This window comes from Curtobacterium sp. VKM Ac-2887 (genome assembly GCF_015350935.1).
In the GTDB taxonomy this organism is placed as follows: domain Bacteria; phylum Actinomycetota; class Actinomycetes; order Actinomycetales; family Microbacteriaceae; genus Curtobacterium.
This window is the reverse complement of the sequence record NZ_JADKSB010000011.1, coordinates 1-19,277: the sequence shown is the minus strand read 5'-3', so window position 1 is coordinate 19,277 and position 19,277 is coordinate 1. Positions and strand designations below refer to the sequence as shown.

17 protein-coding genes and 1 tRNA gene are annotated in these 19,277 nt (G+C 71.1%); 4 read left to right on the top strand and 14 right to left on the bottom strand.

The window, feature by feature from the left end:
* Window positions 1-126: 126 nt before the first annotated feature.
* Window positions 127-582, bottom strand: a complete 456-nt coding sequence (locus ITJ69_RS13485) for an NUDIX hydrolase (RefSeq protein ID WP_159571342.1) — start codon at window positions 580-582, stop codon at window positions 127-129.
* Between the two features lie 10 nt (window positions 583-592).
* Window positions 593-1,354 carry an SDR family oxidoreductase gene (locus ITJ69_RS13480; RefSeq protein WP_111084008.1) on the bottom strand — a complete coding sequence of 254 codons (762 nt, stop codon included), beginning with the start codon at window positions 1,352-1,354 and terminating at the stop codon, window positions 593-595.
* 154 nt (window positions 1,355-1,508) lie between these two features.
* Between ITJ69_RS13480 and ITJ69_RS13475 the strand changes: the two genes are divergently transcribed.
* Together ITJ69_RS13475 and ITJ69_RS13470 are read left to right on the top strand one after the other, a co-directional pair.
* Complete coding sequence (locus ITJ69_RS13475) at window positions 1,509-1,982, top strand: NfeD family protein (protein WP_235035827.1); 474 nt, start codon at window positions 1,509-1,511, stop codon at window positions 1,980-1,982.
* Complete coding sequence (locus ITJ69_RS13470; protein WP_123671760.1) at window positions 1,979-3,205, top strand: SPFH domain-containing protein; 1,227 nt, start codon at window positions 1,979-1,981, stop codon at window positions 3,203-3,205. Before ITJ69_RS13475 ends, ITJ69_RS13470 begins: the two co-directional genes overlap by 4 nt.
* 73 nt (window positions 3,206-3,278) lie before the next feature.
* On the opposite strand, the gene ITJ69_RS13465 is transcribed toward ITJ69_RS13470, so the two are convergent.
* The 9 genes from ITJ69_RS13465 to ITJ69_RS13425 form a co-directional block, all read right to left on the bottom strand.
* On the bottom strand, window positions 3,279-3,629 hold the full coding sequence (locus ITJ69_RS13465) for an RNA polymerase-binding protein RbpA (protein WP_111084006.1): 351 nt from the start codon (window positions 3,627-3,629) through the stop codon (window positions 3,279-3,281).
* 145 nt (window positions 3,630-3,774) lie between these two features.
* Window positions 3,775-5,367 (bottom strand): apolipoprotein N-acyltransferase, encoded by a 1,593-nt coding sequence (gene lnt, locus ITJ69_RS13460; RefSeq protein WP_323743108.1) that lies wholly within the window; start codon window positions 5,365-5,367, stop codon window positions 3,775-3,777.
* Window positions 5,368-5,378: 11 nt separating this feature from the next.
* A complete protein-coding gene (locus ITJ69_RS13455; RefSeq protein WP_194673000.1) occupies window positions 5,379-7,823 on the bottom strand; it encodes a DEAD/DEAH box helicase in 2,445 nt (814 codons plus the stop codon).
* The gene (gene tatC, locus ITJ69_RS13450) at window positions 7,820-8,572 is read right to left on the bottom strand and encodes a twin-arginine translocase subunit TatC (RefSeq protein WP_111084003.1); all 753 of its coding nucleotides are present in this window, start codon (window positions 8,570-8,572) and stop codon (window positions 7,820-7,822) included. Before tatC ends, ITJ69_RS13455 begins: the two co-directional genes overlap by 4 nt.
* A 156-nt stretch (window positions 8,573-8,728) precedes the next feature.
* Window positions 8,729-9,700 carry a helix-turn-helix transcriptional regulator gene (locus ITJ69_RS13445; protein WP_123937905.1) on the bottom strand — a complete coding sequence of 324 codons (972 nt, stop codon included), beginning with the start codon at window positions 9,698-9,700 and terminating at the stop codon, window positions 8,729-8,731.
* Window positions 9,693-10,724 carry a helix-turn-helix transcriptional regulator gene (locus tag ITJ69_RS13440; protein WP_123294400.1) on the bottom strand — a complete coding sequence of 344 codons (1,032 nt, stop codon included), beginning with the start codon at window positions 10,722-10,724 and terminating at the stop codon, window positions 9,693-9,695. Before ITJ69_RS13440 ends, ITJ69_RS13445 begins: the two co-directional genes overlap by 8 nt.
* Before the next feature lie 71 nt (window positions 10,725-10,795).
* Window positions 10,796-11,722, bottom strand: a complete 927-nt coding sequence (locus tag ITJ69_RS13435; RefSeq protein WP_173168589.1) for a hypothetical protein — start codon at window positions 11,720-11,722, stop codon at window positions 10,796-10,798.
* Window positions 11,723-11,765: 43 nt separating this feature from the next.
* Window positions 11,766-12,872: a tRNA (adenine-N1)-methyltransferase gene (locus tag ITJ69_RS13430; RefSeq protein WP_228505671.1), complete on the bottom strand. Its 1,107-nt coding sequence runs from the start codon at window positions 12,870-12,872 to the stop codon at window positions 11,766-11,768.
* Window positions 12,869-13,627 carry an HAD family phosphatase gene (locus tag ITJ69_RS13425; RefSeq protein WP_323743107.1) on the bottom strand — a complete coding sequence of 253 codons (759 nt, stop codon included), beginning with the start codon at window positions 13,625-13,627 and terminating at the stop codon, window positions 12,869-12,871. The genes ITJ69_RS13430 and ITJ69_RS13425 overlap by 4 nt, the downstream gene beginning before the upstream one ends.
* Window positions 13,628-13,841: 214 nt before the next feature.
* Between ITJ69_RS13425 and ITJ69_RS13420 the strand changes: the two genes are divergently transcribed.
* Window positions 13,842-14,768: a proteasome assembly chaperone family protein gene (locus ITJ69_RS13420; protein ID WP_123294397.1), complete on the top strand. Its 927-nt coding sequence runs from the start codon at window positions 13,842-13,844 to the stop codon at window positions 14,766-14,768.
* A 321-nt stretch (window positions 14,769-15,089) separates the two neighbouring features.
* On the opposite strand, the gene mshC is transcribed toward ITJ69_RS13420, so the two are convergent.
* The 3 genes from mshC to ITJ69_RS13405 are packed head-to-tail and all read right to left on the bottom strand — an operon-like array spanning window position 15,090 to window position 18,538.
* On the bottom strand, window positions 15,090-16,334 hold the full coding sequence (gene mshC, locus ITJ69_RS13415) for a cysteine--1-D-myo-inosityl 2-amino-2-deoxy-alpha-D-glucopyranoside ligase (RefSeq protein ID WP_194672999.1): 1,245 nt from the start codon (window positions 16,332-16,334) through the stop codon (window positions 15,090-15,092).
* Window positions 16,331-17,161 carry an undecaprenyl-diphosphate phosphatase gene (locus ITJ69_RS13410; protein ID WP_194672998.1) on the bottom strand — a complete coding sequence of 277 codons (831 nt, stop codon included), beginning with the start codon at window positions 17,159-17,161 and terminating at the stop codon, window positions 16,331-16,333. The genes mshC and ITJ69_RS13410 overlap by 4 nt, the downstream gene beginning before the upstream one ends.
* Window positions 17,162-17,221: 60 nt before the next feature.
* Complete coding sequence (locus tag ITJ69_RS13405; protein WP_123937896.1) at window positions 17,222-18,538, bottom strand: M20/M25/M40 family metallo-hydrolase; 1,317 nt, start codon at window positions 18,536-18,538, stop codon at window positions 17,222-17,224.
* Between the two features lie 183 nt (window positions 18,539-18,721).
* Between ITJ69_RS13405 and ITJ69_RS13400 the strand changes: the two genes are divergently transcribed.
* Window positions 18,722-18,807, top strand: a tRNA-Leu gene (locus ITJ69_RS13400).
* Window positions 18,808-19,277 lie beyond the last annotated feature (470 nt).

Here is a 19,277-nt window from a genome sequence, read left to right as displayed (position 1 = left end):
GCGGTTCCACGCACCGTGCAGCGCCACAAGCGCGCACCACGCCACCGACCCCGCACCGACCGACGGACCCGGCACCGTGCAGACGACGGCCGGGTCAGACGACGGCCGGGTCAGGCGGCGGCCGGGTCAGCTCACGGCGAACCGACGCACCAGCTCCGGCAGCTCCGCCGGTTCGAACGGTTCATCGGTGGCTTCGAGCTCGTCGGCGGTCCACCAGCGCGACGCGAGGATGTCGACCCGCTCGTCGTCCGTCCACTCGGCGTCCGACAACTCGAAGCCCGGGGTGCGCACGACGTAGAACTCGCTGTGACCGCGGTCGTGGTCGGCGAGGTCCCACTCGACGGTGAAGTCCCAGGACCAGACGGGCTCGCCCGGGTCGTCGATGACGATGCCGGTCTCCTCGCGCAGCTCGCGGATCGCCGCGTCGCGGTGGTCCTCGCCGGGGTCGACCCCGCCACCCGGCGTGATCCACCGGTGTGCACCGTCCGACGACGGCGAGTTCGTGTCCATCAGGAACACGCGACCCTCGGGGTCGAGCAGGATGATGCGGGAGGTTCGGCGCAGGCCGGGCTTGGCAGTCACCCGCCCGACGCTAGCCGACGAAGCCGCTGACGTCGCCGACGAGCTTGGTGTGGTCGGCGGGGATCGGCTCGATCGCAGCGAGGGCGATCTCGGCCGCGAACTCCGACACGCTGTAGAGCTTGCCGACCTCCTGCCGGCGGCCCTCGATCGCGCCGGGGTTCAGGCGGTTCAGCAGGGTGGCGGTGATCGTGCCCTCGATCATGTCGCCGGAGACGACGACGAACTCGATGCCGGCGGCCTCGAGCTGCGGGATGAGCTCGCGCAGGGCGAGTTCGCCGGCGCGCTTGCTCTTGGCGACGGGGACGTACTCGTCCATCGTCTCGGCGGTCTCGACGAAGTGGGCCTGGTGGCTCGTGACGAACACGACGCGCGACCCGGCGGGCATGTGCGGCACGGCCGTCTGGAGCATGTCGACCTGCGCGTCGCGGTTCAGGCGGAGCGCGTAGTCCTCGCCGAGGCCGGACTCCATGCCACCCGAGGCGTTCAGGACGAGCAGGTCGATGCCGCCCCACTCCTGCACGACGGTGTCGACGAGGGCCTGCACCGATTCGTGGTCGGTCAGGTCGGCGCCGATCGCCAGGGCGGAGCCGCCGGCGGCGACGACCTTCTCGGCGATCTGCTCGGCGCGCTTGGCCTTGTTGCGGTAGTTCACGACGACCTTGGCGCCGGCCTCGGCCAGGTACCCGACGGTGTCGGCGCCGATGCCGCGCGACGAGCCGGTGACGACGGCGCGCGTGTCGGTGAGGGATCCGGGGGCGAGGGGGTTGCTCACAGTCGTGTTCTCCAGGTCGTGTTCCGGCCGGTCGGCCGCACCGAGCCTACCAATCGCCTGCACGGCCGACCGACCCTCCTGATATGTTGAACGGAGTTGTACCGGCCGTCGCGACGCTGCGAGCCACGGCGCGCGACCGAGGGAGGGAGATCGCGTGAACGGAATCGATTGGATCCAGACCATCGTCTGGATCGGACTGGTGTTGCTGCTGGGAGTGGTCGAGATCTTCACCCTCGACTTCATCTTCATCATGCTCGCGGCCGGAGCCGCCGGTGGGTTGATCGCCGCCCTGCTCGGCGCCCCGTGGTGGTTGTCCGCCATCATCTCCGCCGTGCTCGCGCTCGTGCTGCTGTCGCTCGTGCGACCGCGCCTGCTGCTCATGCTCGGCCGAGGCGCCGACCCGCACCGCACGAACATCGAGGGGCTCATCGGGCTCCCCGGTACCGTCGCCGTCGCGTTCACATCATCTGCTCCCGGCCAGGTCCGCCTGGCCAACGGCGAGACCTGGAGCGCACGGTTCGCCGTGGGCGCCATCGACCGCACTCCGCCACTCGGCACCCCCGTGGTCGTCGAGTCGATCGAGGGGTCGACCGCGGTCGTGCGCCTCGCAGAAAGGGCCACCTCGTGACCATCACACCCGGGACGATCGCACTGCTCGTCCTGATCCTCGTCGTCGTCATCTTCGTGATCGTCGTCCTGGCCAAGGCGATCCGCATCGTCCCGCAGGCCACCGCGGGCATCGTGGAACGCCTCGGCAAGTACCACAAGACGCTCTCGCCGGGCCTGAACCTGCTCGTGCCGTTCATCGACCGCCTGCGGCCCCTGCTCGACATGCGTGAGCAGGTCGTGTCGTTCCCGCCGCAGCCGGTGATCACCGAGGACAACCTCGTGGTCTCCATCGACACCGTCGTGTACTTCCAGGTCACCGACGCCCGCGCGGCGACGTACGAGATCGCGAACTACCTCGGCGCCGTCGAGCAGCTCACCACCACCACGCTCCGCAACGTCGTCGGTGGCCTCAACCTCGAAGAGGCCCTGACCAGCCGTGACAACATCAACGGTCAGCTCCGCGTCGTGCTCGACGAAGCGACCGGCAAGTGGGGCATCCGCGTCGGCCGTGTCGAGCTCAAGGCGATCGAGCCGCCCGTGTCCATCCAGGACGCCATGGAGCAGCAGCTGCGTGCCGAGCGGAGCCGTCGTGCCGCGATCCTGCAGGCCGAGGGCACCAAGCAGTCCCAGATCCTCGAGGCCGAGGGGCAGCGGCAGGCCGCCATCCTCGCAGCCGAGGGTGACGCCAAGGCCCAGGTGCTCCGCGCCGAGGGTGAAGCCTCTGCCATCGCCACGGTCTTCGAAGCCATCCACACCGGTGACCCCGACGACAAGCTGCTCTCCTACCAGTACCTGCAGATGCTGCCGAAGATCGCCGAGGGCACCGCGAACAAGCTCTGGATGATCCCGAGCGAGTTCACCGAGGCACTGTCCGGCATCGCGAAGGGCTTCTCCGGCGGACGGAGCGGCAGCGGCCCCGTCGCCGGCGCCGGCTCGGGCGGGGACTTCCTCTCCCGCATATCCAAGCTCGCGAACGAGAGCCTGGCGAACACCGCGGCCGCCGGTTCGGCCGACACGACCATGCCGCGTGCGGACGCCACCGCCGCGGACATCGTCCCCGAGTCCGACCTCGACGCACGACTGGCCGAGTCGAACCGGAGCGTCGACGCGCACCTCGCGGCCGCCGACGACGCGACCGCCGAGAAGGTCGACGACGCGCCGGCCCCGCAGGCCGACGCCGCGCAGCACCCGAACGACGAAGCGTCGGGGCACCGCACCAGCGACGGCTCCGGCCGACGCTGACCCGCACCACCACGAACGACGATGCCCGCCCCGGGGAACCGGGGCGGGCATCGTCGTTCGTCAGGTGGTGGTGTCAGGCACCGCGTCGTGCACGGAGGACCTGCAGGCGCTCTTCGAGGAGCTCCTCGAGTTCCTCGCGCGAGCGACGCTCGAGCAGCATGTCCCAGTGGGTGCGGGGCGCCTTGACGTCCTCTGCTGCGACCTCGACGGGGATGCCGTCGTCACCGAGCAGGCGTCCTTCGCGGCCGGAGCGTGGCTCCGACCAGGTCTGGGGCACGTCTGCGTCAGCGGAGAAGACGATGTCGAAGGTCTCCCCCGAATCGGTCTGGTAGACCGCGCGCTTGCGGTCCGAGAGCTCGACGCCCTCTTCGCTCTGGAGGCTCTGACTCCCGAGCCGCATGCCGCGGAGACTCCGATCAGCCATGTGTGTGCTCCTCTCGCTCGTCTGCCCTCCACAACACTGTCCCACGCGCCGTCGTTCCCGACTGGGCGCATTCACAGTCCGTTCCCAGTGCGTGGCCCCGATGCACAGGATCACGGCCTCGGACGCACAGGGACGCGGCGGCGGATCAGGAGCGCTTGCGGCGCCCCCACGGTGCGCAGGCGAGCAGCACGAGGAGCCCGCCGAGCGACAGGAACAAGGCGATCGCCCCCGACGCGAGCGTCGCCGGGGTCGTCGAGGTACCGAGCGGCACGTCGGTCACCATCGAGGTCGCGGTGTACTCGGGGACCCGGTCGATGGTGCGTCCGGACGGGTCGATGACCTGCGAGGCGCCGACGGTCGAGATGTTGACGAGGGACCGACCGGTCTCGATCGCCCGCATCCGTGCGATCTCCAGCTGCTGCAGGTTCTCGTCGGTGCCGGAGAAGTCCGCGTTGTTCGTCTGCGCGAGGATCACCTGCGCTCCCCCGCGCACCATGTCGCGGGTCAGTCCGTCGTCGACGATGTCGAAGCAGATCGCGATGCCCGCCTCGATCCCCGCCACCGGCAGGACGTTCGGCTTCGTCCCCGGCGTGTAGTCGCGCTGCAGCAGGCCGATCAGGGACGGCGCGAGCTTCGAGAAGAACCACCGGTCCGGTACGTACTCGCCGAACGGCACCGGGCGCTTCTTGTCGTAGGACGACTGCCATCCGTCGGCGGTCCACACGAACGACGTGTTGTGCAGCACCCCGGACGGGGTCTGCGTGATGGCTCCGGCGACCAGCGGCGCACCGACCGAGTCGACGACGGCGTCGAGCGACGACGCGATCACGGGCTGCTGGCGCGGGTCGAACTCGGCGGAGGCCTCGGGCCAGACGACGAGGTCGACGCCCTTCGCCTCGACGTCGGTCGCCGCGACCTGCGCCGCCAGGACCTCGCCCGGCGCCGCACGGTCGAAGTACCCGGCCGGCCCGTTGCCCTGCACCGACTCGATCCGGATGGTGCCGGAGGTCGCGGTCGGCCAGGCCGGCACCGCCAGCACGGCGGCGACGAGCAACCCGGCCGTCGCGACCCGGACCGGCAGCCGCAGGGTCGCGCCCGGCACCCGCGGGGACACGAGGGCGAGCGACACGACCACCGCGACGCAGTAGACGACCACGAACGTCACCCCGAGGACGCCGACGTACGCGGCGAGGTGGGTGAACGGCCCCTGCGACTGCGACAGGCCGACGCGCCCCCAGGCGAAACCGCCGTACGGCCAGCTCCCCGAGAACCACTCGCGTCCGGTCCACAGTGCGGCGACCACGGCCGGGAGGCCCCACACGCGTCCGGCGGTCGAGGGCACCACGCGCGCGACCCAGCGGTACGCGAGGGTGATCGCGACGCTGCCGAGGGCGAAGAACGCCGCCTCCAACAACGCCAGTGCGAACCACGGGACGGGCCCCAGGTAGCGCCCAGCCCACGAGATGGCCGGGATCCAGAACGCGGCACCGGCCACGTAGCCGAGCCACGCGGCCCTGCGGGCACGCTGGCCCATCGCGGCGAGCAGCATGCACGCGAGCGCCGGGAAGGCCAGGAACCACCAACCGGGCGACGGGAACGCGAGCGCGAAGAGCAGCCCGCCGATGACGGCCAGGGGCAGCGCGCTGCCCAGCGGGAGCGCCGCGAACGGGCCGTCCGCGACCGCACCGCGGCCCACGCGCGCGGGCACCCCGCGCACACCGGTCTCCGGAACCCGCACCGTGCCTCCTGTCAGACCGCGGCGTAGGCGACGATGCCGCGGCGCACCGCGTCGGTCGCACGTCGGGCGGTCTGGGCGAGGTCGTCGTCACCGGCGTTCCGGATCTGGTCGAGCAGGTCGATGACCTGCTTCGACCAGCGGACGAAGTCGCCGGCGGGCAGGTCGAGGGTGCGGAGGACGTCGTCGAGGGCCGAGCCGGAGGCCCAGCGGAACATGCCGACCGCCATCGCCGGGGTGGGCGGCACCGAACCGGCCAGACGGGCGTCGCGCTCGATGTCGTCGAGGCGCGACCAGATCGTCAGGGTCTCGTCGAGCGCCGGACGGAACGCGCCGCGCGGCAACGCGTGCTCGGTGCCGGGGGCATCGTCGCGGCGGGGCTGGTAGATGATCGTGGCGGCCATCGCGGCGAGCTGCGCCGGGGTGAGGTCCTTCCAGACACCCGCCTCGAGGCACTCGGCGACGAGCAGGTCGCGGTCACCGTAGATGCGCTGCAGTCGGCGGCCGCCAGCGGCCACGGTGGCCTCGCCGTTGCCGGCGTCGACGAGGTAGCCGAGCTGCAGGAGCACGTCGGTGACCCGGTCGAACGTGGTCGCCACGGCACCGGTGCGGGACCGGATCTGCTGGAGCAGCTTGTCGTTGACGCGCTTGAGCTTCCACCAACGCTCCGCCCATCGAGCGTGCGCCTCGCGGTCGGGGCAGGCGTGGCAGGGGTGCCGCTGCATCTGGCGGCGGACCGCCGTGATCGCGGTCTGCCGTTCCTGCCGCGCGCCGTGCGAGGCCTCGCGTCCACCGGGCACGTTCGTGCGCTCGAGGTCGGAGAGCTCGCGGCGGAGCGTCGAGTACTCGGTGAAGTCGCCGAGGTGGCACTGCATGGCCTCGCGGTAGCCCTCGAGGGACTCCTGCTGCGAGCGGACCTTGCGGGCCAGGTCGACCACGGAGCGATCGGCCTGGAACTGCGCGAACGAGGTCTCGAGGACCTCACGCGTGCGCTGCCGCCCGAACTGGTCGATCAGGTTGACGGCCATGTTGTACGTCGGCTTGAAGGACGAGTTCAGCGGGTAGGTGCGTCGGCTGGCGAGCGAGGCGACGGCCTGGGGGTCGAGACCGTCGGTCCACTGGATGACCGAGTGCCCCTCGACGTCGATGCCACGGCGCCCGGCACGCCCGGTGAGCTGGGTGTACTCCCCCGGGGTGATCGGGACACGGGCCTCGCCGTTGAACTTCTCGAGCTTCTCGAGCACCACCGTGCGCGCGGGCATGTTCACACCGAGCGCCAGGGTCTCGGTGGCGAACACGACCTTGAGCAGCTTGCGCTGGAAGAGGTTCTCGACCACCTCCTTGAACGCGGGGAGCATGCCGGCGTGGTGCGCGGCGACACCGCGCTCCAGGCCCTCGAGGAACTCCCAGTAGCCGAGGACGGCGAGGTCCTCGTCCGGCAGGGTGCGGCAGTGGTACTCCGCGGTCTCGCGGATCTCGTTGCGCTCCGGGACCGTGGTGAGCGACAGGCCGGAGCGCAGGACGTTCCGGACGCCCTGGTCACACCCGGCGCGGCTGAACACGAAGAAGATCGCGGGCAGCAGCATCCGCTCGTCGAGCATGTGCGCGATGCGTTCGCGGTGCAGTTTCTCGGTACGCGGCCCACGGCGGTCGTGGTATCCCCCACGCCCTCGTCCGCCACGGTGGCCGCCGCCGTGCCGTTCGCTACGCGAGGCTCCACCGACCATGCGGAGCAGTTCCGGGTTGACGCGGTTCGTCGCCGCCGCACCGCTCGAGTCGAACAGGTCGACCATCTTCGAACCGACCAGGACGTGCTGCTCGAGCGGGACCGGGCGGTCTTCCGACACGATGACGTCGGTGTCCCCGCGGACGGCCTGCAGCCAGTCGCCGAACTCCTCCGCGTTGGAGACCGTGGCACTGAGGGACACCAGCCGGACCTCGGTCGGCAGGTGCAGGATCACTTCTTCCCACACCGCACCGCGGAACCGGTCGGCCAGGTAGTGGACCTCGTCGAGGACGACCCAGGCCAGGTCGTCGAGCAGGTCGGAATCGGCGTAGATCATGTTCCGCAGGACCTCGGTCGTCATCACGACGACCCGCGCCCGCGGGTTCACGTTCGTGTCACCGGTGAGCAGGCCCACCTCGGACTCGCCGTAGACCTCGACCAGCTCGGCGTACTTCTGGTTGCTCAGCGCCTTCATCGGCGTCGTGTAGAACACCTTCGCCGTCGGCTGCCGCATCGCCAGCCAGATCGCGAACTCGGCCACGATCGTCTTGCCGGCACCGGTCGGCGCGGCCACGAGGACGCTGCGGCCCTGGTCGAGCGCGTCGCACGAGGCGAACTGGAACGGGTCGAGGTCGAAGCGCAGGTCGGCGCGGAACAGCTCCAGGTTGCGGGAGCGGTTCCGGACCTTGGCGGCGGCGAAGCGCTCGGCCGCGCTGAGGTCCGCGCCCGTCACAGGCCGTACTCTTCGTCGAGCTTGGCCTGCTTCTTCGCCACCCTGCGGTCGTGGAACCACGCCACGACGCACGCGGCGATGTAGAGCACCACCATCGGGACGGCCAGCAGGAACATCGAGATAACGTCGGCGCTCGGCGTGACGATCGCGCAGAAGACCAGGATGCACAGGATCGCGATGCGCCAGGACTTGATGATCGCCGCCGCCGACAGGACGCCGACGAAGTTCAGCAGCACGATGAAGACCGGCAGCACGAACGCGATCCCGACCGCGACGATGAGCTTGATGACGAAGTCGTAGTACGCCTTCGCGTCGACGATCGAGGTGTCCTGGCTCGACACGAAGCTGCCGAGGATGCCCACCACGTGGGGCAGGATGTACCACCCGAAGTAGCACCCGGCGAAGAACAGCGGGATCGCGGTGCCGAGGAAGCCCCACACGTACTGCTTCTCGCGCCGCACCAGGGCGGGCACGATGAACGCCCAGATCTGGTAGAGCCAGACCGGGCTGGCGATGACGATGCCGATCGTGATCGCGATCTGCAGCTTGAGGTCGAACGCGCCCGTGATCATCGGGAAGTTCAGCTCGGCCGTGTGCCCGCCGACCTTGGCGAGCTCGGCCACCGGTGCCCGGAGCGAGTCCAGCACGAACGGGGTCAGGAACCATCCGCCGACCGCGGCGATGACCACGGCGATCACTGCGCGGAACAGGCGGTTGCGCAGCTCGATGAGGTGCTGCCCGAGCGACATGCGGCCTTCGGCGTCGTTGTCACGGCGCCCTTGCCGCCTCGCTCGCCCGCGCGCGGTCGTCGAAGCCATGGGTCGATCCTACGGGGTGGGGACCGACAGTTCGGCGCGCTCCGTGCGAACGCACATGCAGGAGCGGTCGGCGGCGGGGTTGCGACGTCAGCCGGCGGCGAGGGCGGCGGCCGCGAAGTCCCGCACCGCGTCCCGCGCCGCTGGCGGGTCGAGCACCACGGCACGGCCGGGCAGCCCAGCGACGAGCCGGACCACCCCGTCGAAGCCGTTCGACGCCGCGAGCCGGATGCGCACGCGCGCCTCGGCGTCAGGGGCGTCCGCGGTGTCGGCAAGGAAGTCGGCCACGAGCGGCAGCGACGACGAGTCGAGTTCGACGGTGACGATGACGTCCTCTGCCGACTGCTGGAACAGCGTGTCCGGGATCACCACCTGGTCCGCCGACTTCTCCACCGCACGGTCGTCGACGCGTGCACCGGACATCCGGTCGAGGCGGAAGGTCCGGAGCGCCTGCCGGTCGAGGTCCCAGGCGCGGAGGTACCAGTCGGTGTCGATCGACTCGACGCGGAGCGGGTCGACCCGGCGGGTGCCGCCCTGGGTGCGCGGACCGGCGTACTCGAAGGACAACCCGCGGCCGCCGGCCATCGCACGACGGATCGTTGCCAGGGCGACGTCGTGCAGGTCCTGCCCGACCGCGACCGTCGAGGCGGCACCGCCGGCACCGCGCGACAGCTTCGCCATGAGTGCTCGGATGGCGTCGCGGTCAGCGGCTTCGGGCAGCGCGGAGAGGTACTGCAGCCCGGCGATGAGCGCAGAAGCTTCTCGCGCGGACAGTCGGGGCGAGTCGTCGATGGCGACGAGGTTCGTCAGGACGATCATCTCGTTCTGGTCGAAGTCGTCCCAGGCGATGTCGAACAGGTCGCCGTGCTGGTACTGCATCGTCTCGCCGGGGACCCCCGACACCGCGATGAGCTCCACGGCGCGGCGGATGCGGGCCTCGGGGACACCGAAGTGGCGCGCGGCCTCGGCCACCGAGACGCGCTCGCGGTCGATCAGGTACGGCACCAGGGCGAGCAGGAAGGCGAGCTTGTCCTGCGCCTGCAGGGGTTGGGCGTCAGCCACGGGCGGACTCCTCTCCGTCGCTGTGGTCGCGCACGAGCGCACGGAGCCGCTCAACGACGCGCAGCCGCAGGTCCTCCGGCTCGAGCACCCGGACCTCGGGTCCGAAGGCGGCGAGTTCCTCGGCCAGGATCTGCGGGTCGACGTGGTGCAGCACGAGTGCGCCGTCGGCGTCGGTCTCGGTGTCACGACGACGGGCGAGCCGCCGCTCGGCGTCGGAGCCGGGGGTCACCGCGATGCGCGCCGTGCGGGCTGACCAGATCCGTTCGAGTTCGGCGAGCGTGCGCTCCCCCGCGCCCACCGGGGCGGTGTGCTGCCCGACGTCGTACTGCGTGACGGGTCCGACGATGCGTGAGAGCAGGTAGTTCTTGTCCGAGTCCGTGGCGAACTCGTGGGCGGCGAGCATCCAGCGGCCGCCGTGCTGCACCAGGGCGAGCGGGGCGAGCTCGCGACGACGGGCCTCGTGCTGGCCCGGGGTGATGTAGTCGAACCGGACGGCGGCACCGCGGTCGAGCGCGGAGCGGAGGGGCTCGAACGCCGCGTCGCGTGCTCGGAGCCGTGGGGCGTACGCGTCGACGCCGAGCTGGAGTGCGCCGTCGTCGTCCTCGGAACCCGCGGACCGGACCTTCAGCAGCCCGCGACGCGAGTCAGCGGACAGCGCGCCTTCGCGCCAGGCCATGGCGGCCAGCGACAGCAGGGCCGACTCGTCCGGCGTGAAGCGGACGTCGACGGGCAGGTCGTACTCGCCCTTCGGGATCCGGTACCGCAGCGTCTGGTTATTGCCGGCGGCACCCGGTGTCTCGATGGTCTCGAGCGGGATGCCGAGCTCGCGGACGTCGTCCTTGTCGCGCTCGAACTGCCGCTCGAGTGAGGCGTTGTCCCCACCCGGTGTGAACCGCTGGCGGTAGCCCTGCACGTTGGTCAGGATCTCCGCCTTGGTCAGCCCGGACTCCGTCGAGAGCAGCGCGAGCACGAGGCTGAACAGCCGCTCCTCTGCGGGCACACGGGGCACACGGGTCGCTGGCACGAGGCGATCCTACGGCAGCGCGGGTGCACCGGAGTGCACCCGCGCCGCGGTCGGTGGACGGTGTGGGAGCGTCAGCTCGACATCGCTCCGAGCACGTCGATGACGTACGCGTAGGCGGTGCCCTGCTGGTTCACGACGGCCAGGACCTGGTCGCCGACGTGGTGCCCGACGATGGCGTTCCGGACTCCCTCGTCGACCTGGCCCTTGGTGAGCGGCACGGTCTGCGCGCCCGAGCCGTCGGTCCAGCTGGAGCCGGCCACGGACGGGTCAGCGCCCCACGTCACGGCGGTGTACTTGATGACCGCGGTGTCCTTGGCGGTGAGCACGCGACCGGACCCCTTGCGGAGCAGGTGCGTCTCGTTCGACTTCGGCGCGTTCCACGACGGGATCGTGATGCCGGGGGCGCCGGACGGTGCGAGCACGACGGCGGGCATCTTGTCGCCGGCGAGCTGCGGAGTGCCGGTCGCGCGGGCGTCGAAGGCCCGCTTGACGTCGATGACGGCGATGACGGCGTCCTCGGTCTTCCCCGACGAGCCGCTGTCGGTGGTCGCGCTGGTGTCCGAGCTGCTGAGGGCGCTCTTCGGCAGTGCGACGGCCAGGCGGTCGCCGACCTGCGCGCACTCGAGCGACTCGCCGAGGGCGCCGTAGTTGCTCGCACCGGCGGTGATCGGGGCCGTCTGCCCGGAGTACCCGCTGGTCTGCGCGACCTCGCCGGTGGCGCCGTCGACGAGCGTGTACTCGATCAGGACGGGGGTGCCGTCGTCGATCGTGCGGCCGTCGCCCTGCTCCAGGACGGAGACCTGCGTGCCCTTCGTGGTGAGTCCGCTCGGGATCGACACCTTCGGCTCCTTGCCGAACGCGCCGGTGGCGGTCACCGCTTCGGACGCCGCACCGGGTGCGGCGCAGCTCGAGGGGGTGGTGCCGGCGCCGTTCGAGGCGCACGCCGTGAGCGACGCCACGAGACCGATGGTGACCAGGAGTGCGGGGATGGTGCGCACGGACCCTCTTTCCGTTCGATGCAGGACGGGCACGACCGTCAGCCTACCGTTCGCCGTCGGTCGGCTCGGACGCGTCGCTGACGGGTTCGGACCCCTCGGCAGCGGCTGCTGCGGACCCGGCCTCGGCAGCGGCGACCTTGCGGGCCTGCGCCGCCGACTGCCGCGCGACCTTGCGGAGCTTCTTGTCGCTCGTCGCGCGCTCGCCCACGGCGCCCGGGGTCCAGGCCTCGATGTCCTCGTCGGAGAACTCGACCTTGCCCGCGCGGCGCTTCAGGTTCGGCAGGACGGTGCCGTCGGCGAGACGACGGGCCGTGATGAGGAACCCGGTGTGCCCGACCATGCGGTGGTCCGGTCGGACGGCGAGCCCCTCGACGTGCCAGGTGCGCACCAGGGTCTCGCTCGGCATCGGGTCGGTGAAGCGGCCGGTGTCGCGCAGGGCCTCGGCCGTGCGGGACAGCTGGGTGACGGTCGCGACGTAGCAGACGATGAGTCCGCCGGGCACGAGGGCGTCGGCTGCGGCATCGACGCACTCCCACGGCGCGAGCATGTCGAGGACCACGCGGTCGACACTCTGCTCGTCGACGGCGCCGGGCAGCTCCTCGACCAGGTCGCCGACGGTCACCGACCAGTTGTCCGGGACGGCGCCGAGGAACGTGCCGACGTTGCCCTGTGCGATCGCGGCGAACTCCTCGCGACGCTCGAAGGACTGCAGCTGCCCCGTCGGACCGATCGCCCGCAGCAGGAACAGGGAGAGGGCACCGGAACCGACGCCCGCCTCGACCACCCGGGCGCCCGGGAAGACGTCCGCGAACGCCACGATCTGGGCGGCGTCCTTCGGGTAGACGATGGCGGCACCACGCGGCATCGACATCACGTAGTCGTTGAGCAGCGGACGGAGCGCGAGGTACTCGTCGCCCGTGCTGGCCCGGATCACCGAGCCGTCGGGCTGGCCGATGACGTCGTCGTGCCGGAGGACCCCGCGGTGCGTGTGGTACTCGCCGGTGGTCTCGAGGGACAGCGTCGTGAGCTTGCCCTTCGGGCCGGTGAGCTGCACGCGGTCGCCGGCCCGGAACGGGCCACGCGGCGGCGTGTGGGGTGCGCCACCGGCGGTGTGCGGCAGGGCCGGTGTCGGGTCGTCGGTGTGGCTCATCGGGTGGCTCCCTCGGTGTCCGCAGCGTGCGCCGGGTCAGGAGCCGGGCCTCCCGTCACGGCAGCGCGTGCGGCCAGCGCCGGCCCCGTCAACTCGACCAGGCGGTCGACGTCGACACCCGACAGGGTGGTCAGGTGCACGTCACCGCCGGCGATCTCGGACAGCGGGACGATGTGTTCCACGGCGACCGTGACGGCGCCGGAGGCGACGGCCGAGGCGACGCCGGTGGCGGAGTCCTCGATCGCGACGCACGCGGTCGGCTCGACGCCGAGCTGGGCGGCGGCGGAGAGGTAGGCGTCCGGGTACGGCTTCGGACGGTCGACGTCGTCACCGGCCACGACGACGCGGAACCCGCGCTCGCCCAGCGCCTCGGCGGCGACGAGTGCCATCTTGCGGCGGGACATCGTCACCAGTGCGGTGGGGATGCCGCGGGCGTGGAGCTCCTCGACGAGTTCGCGGGCACCCGGGCGCCACGGCAGCTCACCTGCGCGCAGGTGCTCCATCACGTATTCGGTCATCCACTGGATGATCTCCTCGACCTCCATGTCGACGCCCTTGGCGCGCAGGAGCTCGCCGGAGCGCTCGAGGCCGGAGCCGACCAGGGACAGGCCGTCCTCGTGGGTCCACTCGGCGCCGTAGCGGTTCGTCAGGTCGACCTGGGAGCGCTGCCAGATCGGCTCGGTGTCGATGATCGTGCCGTCCATGTCCCACAGCACGGCTGCGGGCGGGACGAGGGCAGGAGGATGCGCGGTCACGGGCGACGAGTCTACCGGGGCCGTGTGCCGCGGCGGGCGCGGGCCGTGCACACGGCGGGCGCGGCGCGGGCGCGGGCGGCCTGGCCGTTCCGCTGGGCGCGGACGCGCATGCCCGCGGGCGTCGCCGGGGCCTACAGTGGATGCCTGCATCGTGTCCGGCCGGGTGCCTCGTCGTGCCCGCCCCGCTCCGCTCCACCACCAGGAGGTCCGCTCCGTGCCACAGCACTCCCCCTTCAGCGACGGCCGGTTGCTCGTCGTCGCCTTCGAGGGCTGGAACGACGCCGGCGAAGCCGCGAGCGGACTCGCCCGCCGCATCGTCGAGTCCCTCGGGCTCGACGAGCTGCGCGAGCTCGACGGGGAGCGGTACGTCGACTACCAGTTCAACCGTCCGACCATGGGGTCCGACGAGACCGGCGCCCGTGGGGTGCAGTGGCCCCGCATCGTGCTGCACGGCCCCGGGGCCGAGGGCCGTCCGGTCATCGGCGCCACCGGCTCCCCGACCGACCGCGACGTGTTCGTCCTCGTCGGTCCGGAGCCCTCGCGCACCTGGCGCGGCTTCTGCGCCGAGATCATCGACCTCGCCGACGTGTACTCGATCGACGCCGTCGTCTTCGTCGGCGCGATGCTGGCCGACGTCCCGCACACCCGCCCGATCTCGGTCTTCGTCTCGAGCGAGAACGCCGGCGTCCGCACCGCGTTCGACGTCGACAAGTCCTCGTACGAGGGTCCGACCGGCATCCTCGGTGTCCTGGCCGACGCGATGGACAAGGCCGGGCTGACCACGCTGTCGCTCTGGGCCTCGGTCCCGCACTACGTGCACAACTCGCCGTCACCCAAGGCCACCCTCTCGCTGCTCGACAAGATCGAGGAGCTCACCGACGTCACCGTGCCCCGTGGCACCCTGCTCGACGACGCCACCGAGTGGGAGGACGGCATCGACGCCCTCGCCGCCGACGACGAGGACATGGCCTCGTACATCGGGCAGCTCGAGCAGGCCCGCGACACCGTCGACTCCCCCGAGGCCTCGGGCGACGCGATCGCGCAGGAGTTCGAGCAGTACCTGCGGCGCCGCGAGCACAAGGACGGCAAGGACGGCGGTACCGCTGGTGGCGAGGGGCCCTGGCGGCCCCCGCAGCAGTAGCCGACACCCCGCTCACTTCCGCCGAGCGGTCGCGGACTGTCGGCTGCCGCCAGCCTCGGCGACAGTTCGTGACCTGTCGCCGGCACGCACGCGACGTGTTGCGACCGCACAGCGGACGGGAGGCACGGGGCGGGTCCGCCACGGGCCTCCCGTCCGGGGGTCGCGAACGGTCACGGCACCCCGCTCACCTCCGCAAGGTGGTCGCGAACTGTCGGTTGCCGCCCGCCAACGCGACAGTTCCTGACCGACCGGCGGCCCGCACACGACGTGTCGTGACCTGTCGAGGCGGGCCGACAGCCAGCTCCCCAACCCCTCCCGAGCTCAGGCCAGACGGATGCCGAGCAGCGCGTCGATCAGGTCGGCGAGCTCCGGCGTGCACGCAGTGCCCCCGGCGATCGCAGTGTCGACCGCGGCGACCGCACCCGGCGTGTCGAGGTCGTCGGAGACCCGCGCCCGGATCCGGGACGCCACGTCGGCCGCATCGTCGGCGTGCCCGGCGGATGCACCCGATGCCCAGGCATCCCAGGTCGCCAGGCGCGTCGTGGCACTCGTGAGCTCGGCGTCGAACCACTCCCAGTCGTCGGAGTACTTGTGCGACAGCAGCGCGAGCCGGATCGCGCGGGGGTCCGCGCCGTCGTCGAGCAGCCCCCGCACGGTGACGAGGTTGCCGAGCGACTTCGAGATCTTCGTGCCCTGGTAGGCGATCATCCCGGTGTGCACGAACGCGTGTGCCAGGGGCTGGTGCGCCAGGGCCGCTGCGTGTCCGGCGCTCATCTCGTGGTGCGGGAAGACGAGGTCACTGCCGCCGCCCTGCACGCTGATCGGCAGGCCGAGGCGGTCGCCGGCGATGACGCTGCACTCGATGTGCCAGCCGGGCCGGCCGGGGCCGATCTCGGAGTCCCAGCTCGGCTCACCGTCTCTGGCCGCACGCCAGAGCAGCGGGTCGAGCGGGTCGCGCTTGCCGGGGCGCTCCGGGTCGCCGCCGCGCTCGGCAGCGAGCGTGAGCATGGTCTCGCGGTCCAGGCCGCTCTCGTCGCCGAGCGACCACGCGTCGGTGGGGTGGTTCACGTCGAAGTACAGGTCCTCGCCCTCGGCGTCCGGGGTGGGGACCTCGTAGGCGGAGCCGGTCTCCTGCAGGAACGCGACGGCCTCGGCGACGCGGTCGACCTCGTCGGTGACGGCCACGAAGTCGTCGGGCGGCAGGATCCGCAGCGACTCCATGTCGCGACGGAACAGGTCGATCTGCGACGCGGCGAGCTCGCGCCAGTCGACGCCGTCGCGGGTGGCGCGCTCGAGCAGCGGGTCGTCGACGTCGGTGACGTTCTGCGCGTACTCGACGTCGAGGCCGGCGTCGCGCCACGCGCGGCCGAGCGTGTCGAACGCCAGGTAGGTCGCCGCGTGCCCGAGGTGGGTGGCGTCGTACGGGGTGATCCCGCAGACGTACAGCGCAGCGCGCTCCTCGCCCTGCGTCGGGTCGACCGGATTGCCGGTGGCGGTGTCGTGCACGACGGGCCGCGGCGCTGCGCCGGGGACGTCGGGGACGGACGGGGCCTGCCAGGCCCTCACGGCTGGATCACTCCGAGCGACAACAACACGATGAGAACGATACCGAGTGCGATGCGGTACACGACGAACGGCATGAAGCTGCGCTTGCTGATGTAGTTCATGAACGCCGCGATCACCACGAACCCGACGACGAACGCCACCACCGTCGCGATGAGCGTGTCGGCGAGTCCGAACGGCGCTCCGTGGTCACCGAGGCTCGTCGCGGCCTCGTACAGACCGGACAGGAACACCGCGGGGACGGCCAACAGGAACGCGAACCGCGCCGAGGCCGGCCGCGTGTACCCGAGCGCGAGCCCCATCGACACGGTCGCGCCGGAGCGGGAGACCCCGGGGACGAGTGCGAGCACCTGGGCGAGCCCGATCAGGATGCCGCCACCGAAGGTCATGTGTTCGATCCGACGCTCCTTGCGGCCGACGACGTCGAGCACCCCGAGCACGATGCCGAAGACGATGAGCACGATCGCGACGATCCAGAGCGAGCGGAACGTGGTCTCGATGGAGTCCTTCAGCAGGAGTCCCGCGATGCCGATCGGGATGGTGCCGAGGATCACGAGCCACCCGAGGCGCACGTCGGGGTCGCCCTTCGGGACGTCGCGCCGGAACACGGAGCGGAACCACCGCCCGACGATCCGGGTGATGTCCTTCCAGAAGTAGATCAGCACCGCGGTCTCGGTGCCGAGCTGCGTCACCGCGGTGAAGGCCGCGCCCGGGTCCTTCGCGTCGGGCAGGAACAGCCCGACGATGCGCAGGTGCGCGCTGGAGGACACCGGCAGGAACTCGGTGAGCCCCTGGACGAAGCCGAGGAAGATCGCCTCGAGGATGTGCACGCACGGGCCTTTCGGGGGAGGTCGGTCAGGACACCGCCACGCAGGCGACCATGAACAATATCAGTACGTGGCCAGGAGGTCCCCGAGAACACGCCGACCGAAGGCCAGCGAGTCGAGCGGCACCCGCTCGTCGACACCGTGGAACATCGCCGGGAAGTCCACCCCGGCGGGCAGCTGCAGCGGCACGAAGCCGTACCCGGCGATCCCGAGCGTCGACAGCGCCTTGTTGTCCGTGCCGCCGGACAGCAGGTACGGCAGCACCGGGGCGCCCGGGTCGTGGCGGCCGAGGACGTCGCGGACGGCGTCGACGAGCGGTCCGCCGAAGTCCTGCTCGAGACCGATGTCACGGAAGGACATCACGACCTCGACCTCGTCACCGGCGAGCTCCCGCACACGCGCCAGCACGGACTCTTCGTCGCCGGGCAGGCACCGGATGTCGACGAGCGCCTCGGCCGTGTCCGGGATCACGTTGTGCTTGTAGCCCGCGGTCAGGACCGTCGGGTTCGTCGTGGTGTGCAGCGCGGCGTGGATGAACCGCGAGGCCGACCCGGTCGCGAGCGCGACCTCGTCCGGGCCCGTCACGGTCGGGTCGACGCCGAGGAACCGAGCGACCTCGGCGACCATCGCGTCCGTCGTGGCCGACAGGCGAACCGGCCACTCCTCGCTGCCGATCCGGGCGACCGCCGCGGCCAGCTTCGTCACGGCGTTGTCGCGGATGACGTGCGAGCCGTGCGCAGCGGTGCCGCGGGCGACGAGCTTGATCCACATCAGCGCCTTCTCGCCCGTCTGCAGCAGGTAGGCGCGACGGTCGCCGAGGGTGATCGAGTACCCGCCCACCTCGCTGATCGCGGCACTGGCCCCGGCGAAGACCTCGGGGTGGTGCTCGACGACGTGGTGCGAGCCGAGGACTCCCCCGGCTTCCTCGTCGGCGAAGTACGCGATCACGAGGTCCCGCTCGGGAGCCCCCTGCGCCGCGATGACGTCCGACAGCGACGTGAGCATCATCGCGTCCATGTTCTTCATGTCGACGGCGCCCCGCCCCCACAGCGAGCCGTCCTTGACGACACCGCCGAACGGGTCGACCGACCAGTTCGCCGGATCGGCCGGCACGACGTCGAGGTGCCCGTGCACCACCAGGGCCGGCTTGTCACGATCGCGGCCGGGCACCCGCGCGACGACACTGACGCGATCCGGCTCGGACTCGAACAACTGCGGCTCGAGGCCCAGCCCGCGCAACTTGTCCTCGACGTAGTGCGCCGCCTCGGTCTCGCCGCGCGACTTCCCCTCGCCCCAGTTCGTGGTGTCGATGCGGATGAGGTCGCGCGCGATCGCCGCGGTGGCCTCGAGCTCGGTCGCGGTCGGCTCCGGGTTCGTCATGCCACCACGGTATCGGTCCGCACCGACGCGCCCCGGCCCGGTGACGCCGCGGGACGCGCCGGGAACCCAGCCCTCTGGACGCGCCCGGGATGCGCGGCCGTGTTCATCGGGCGTTCAGACCCGTGCTAGTGTTTTCTCTCGGCAGGCACGCCGGGGAAACCCGGGGAAATCGCCACACATCCAGTCCGGATGGCGGAATTGGTAGACGCGCTAGCTTGAGGTGCTAGTGCCCGTATTAGGGCGTGGGGGTTCAAGTCCCCCTTCGGACACAGAAACATGCAGTGCCCCCTGACCTTTCGGTCCGGGGGCATTTTCTGTTGCGTCTCCCGGCGAGTGCCGCCATCGCTGCGCTCAGGGCGTCACCGCCTCGGCCAGTTCGCTGCGCTCACGGTCACCGCCCGCCAGTTCGCTGCGCTCACGGCCACCGCCCGCCAGCTCGCTTCGCTCACGGCCGATGCGTGGGCAAGTTCCGACAGACCACCAGGGGAACGACGCGTGTGCTGTCGGAACATGCACACGCACTGGATGAGTGCGCATCTTCCGACGGACCACGCGTCGATCGACAAGTGGAGCGTCGGAAGATGCGCACGCATCCGGCAGCGAGCAAGACAGCGCACGCACGCACGGACGGGAGGCGCGGTGCCAGCTGTGAACTGGTCCCGGTTTGTTGGACCGTGAAGTCAGATTAGGCCGCGAGGGCGTGAGCTCGGTATTGAACCGGGCTCATGCCCTCGAGTCG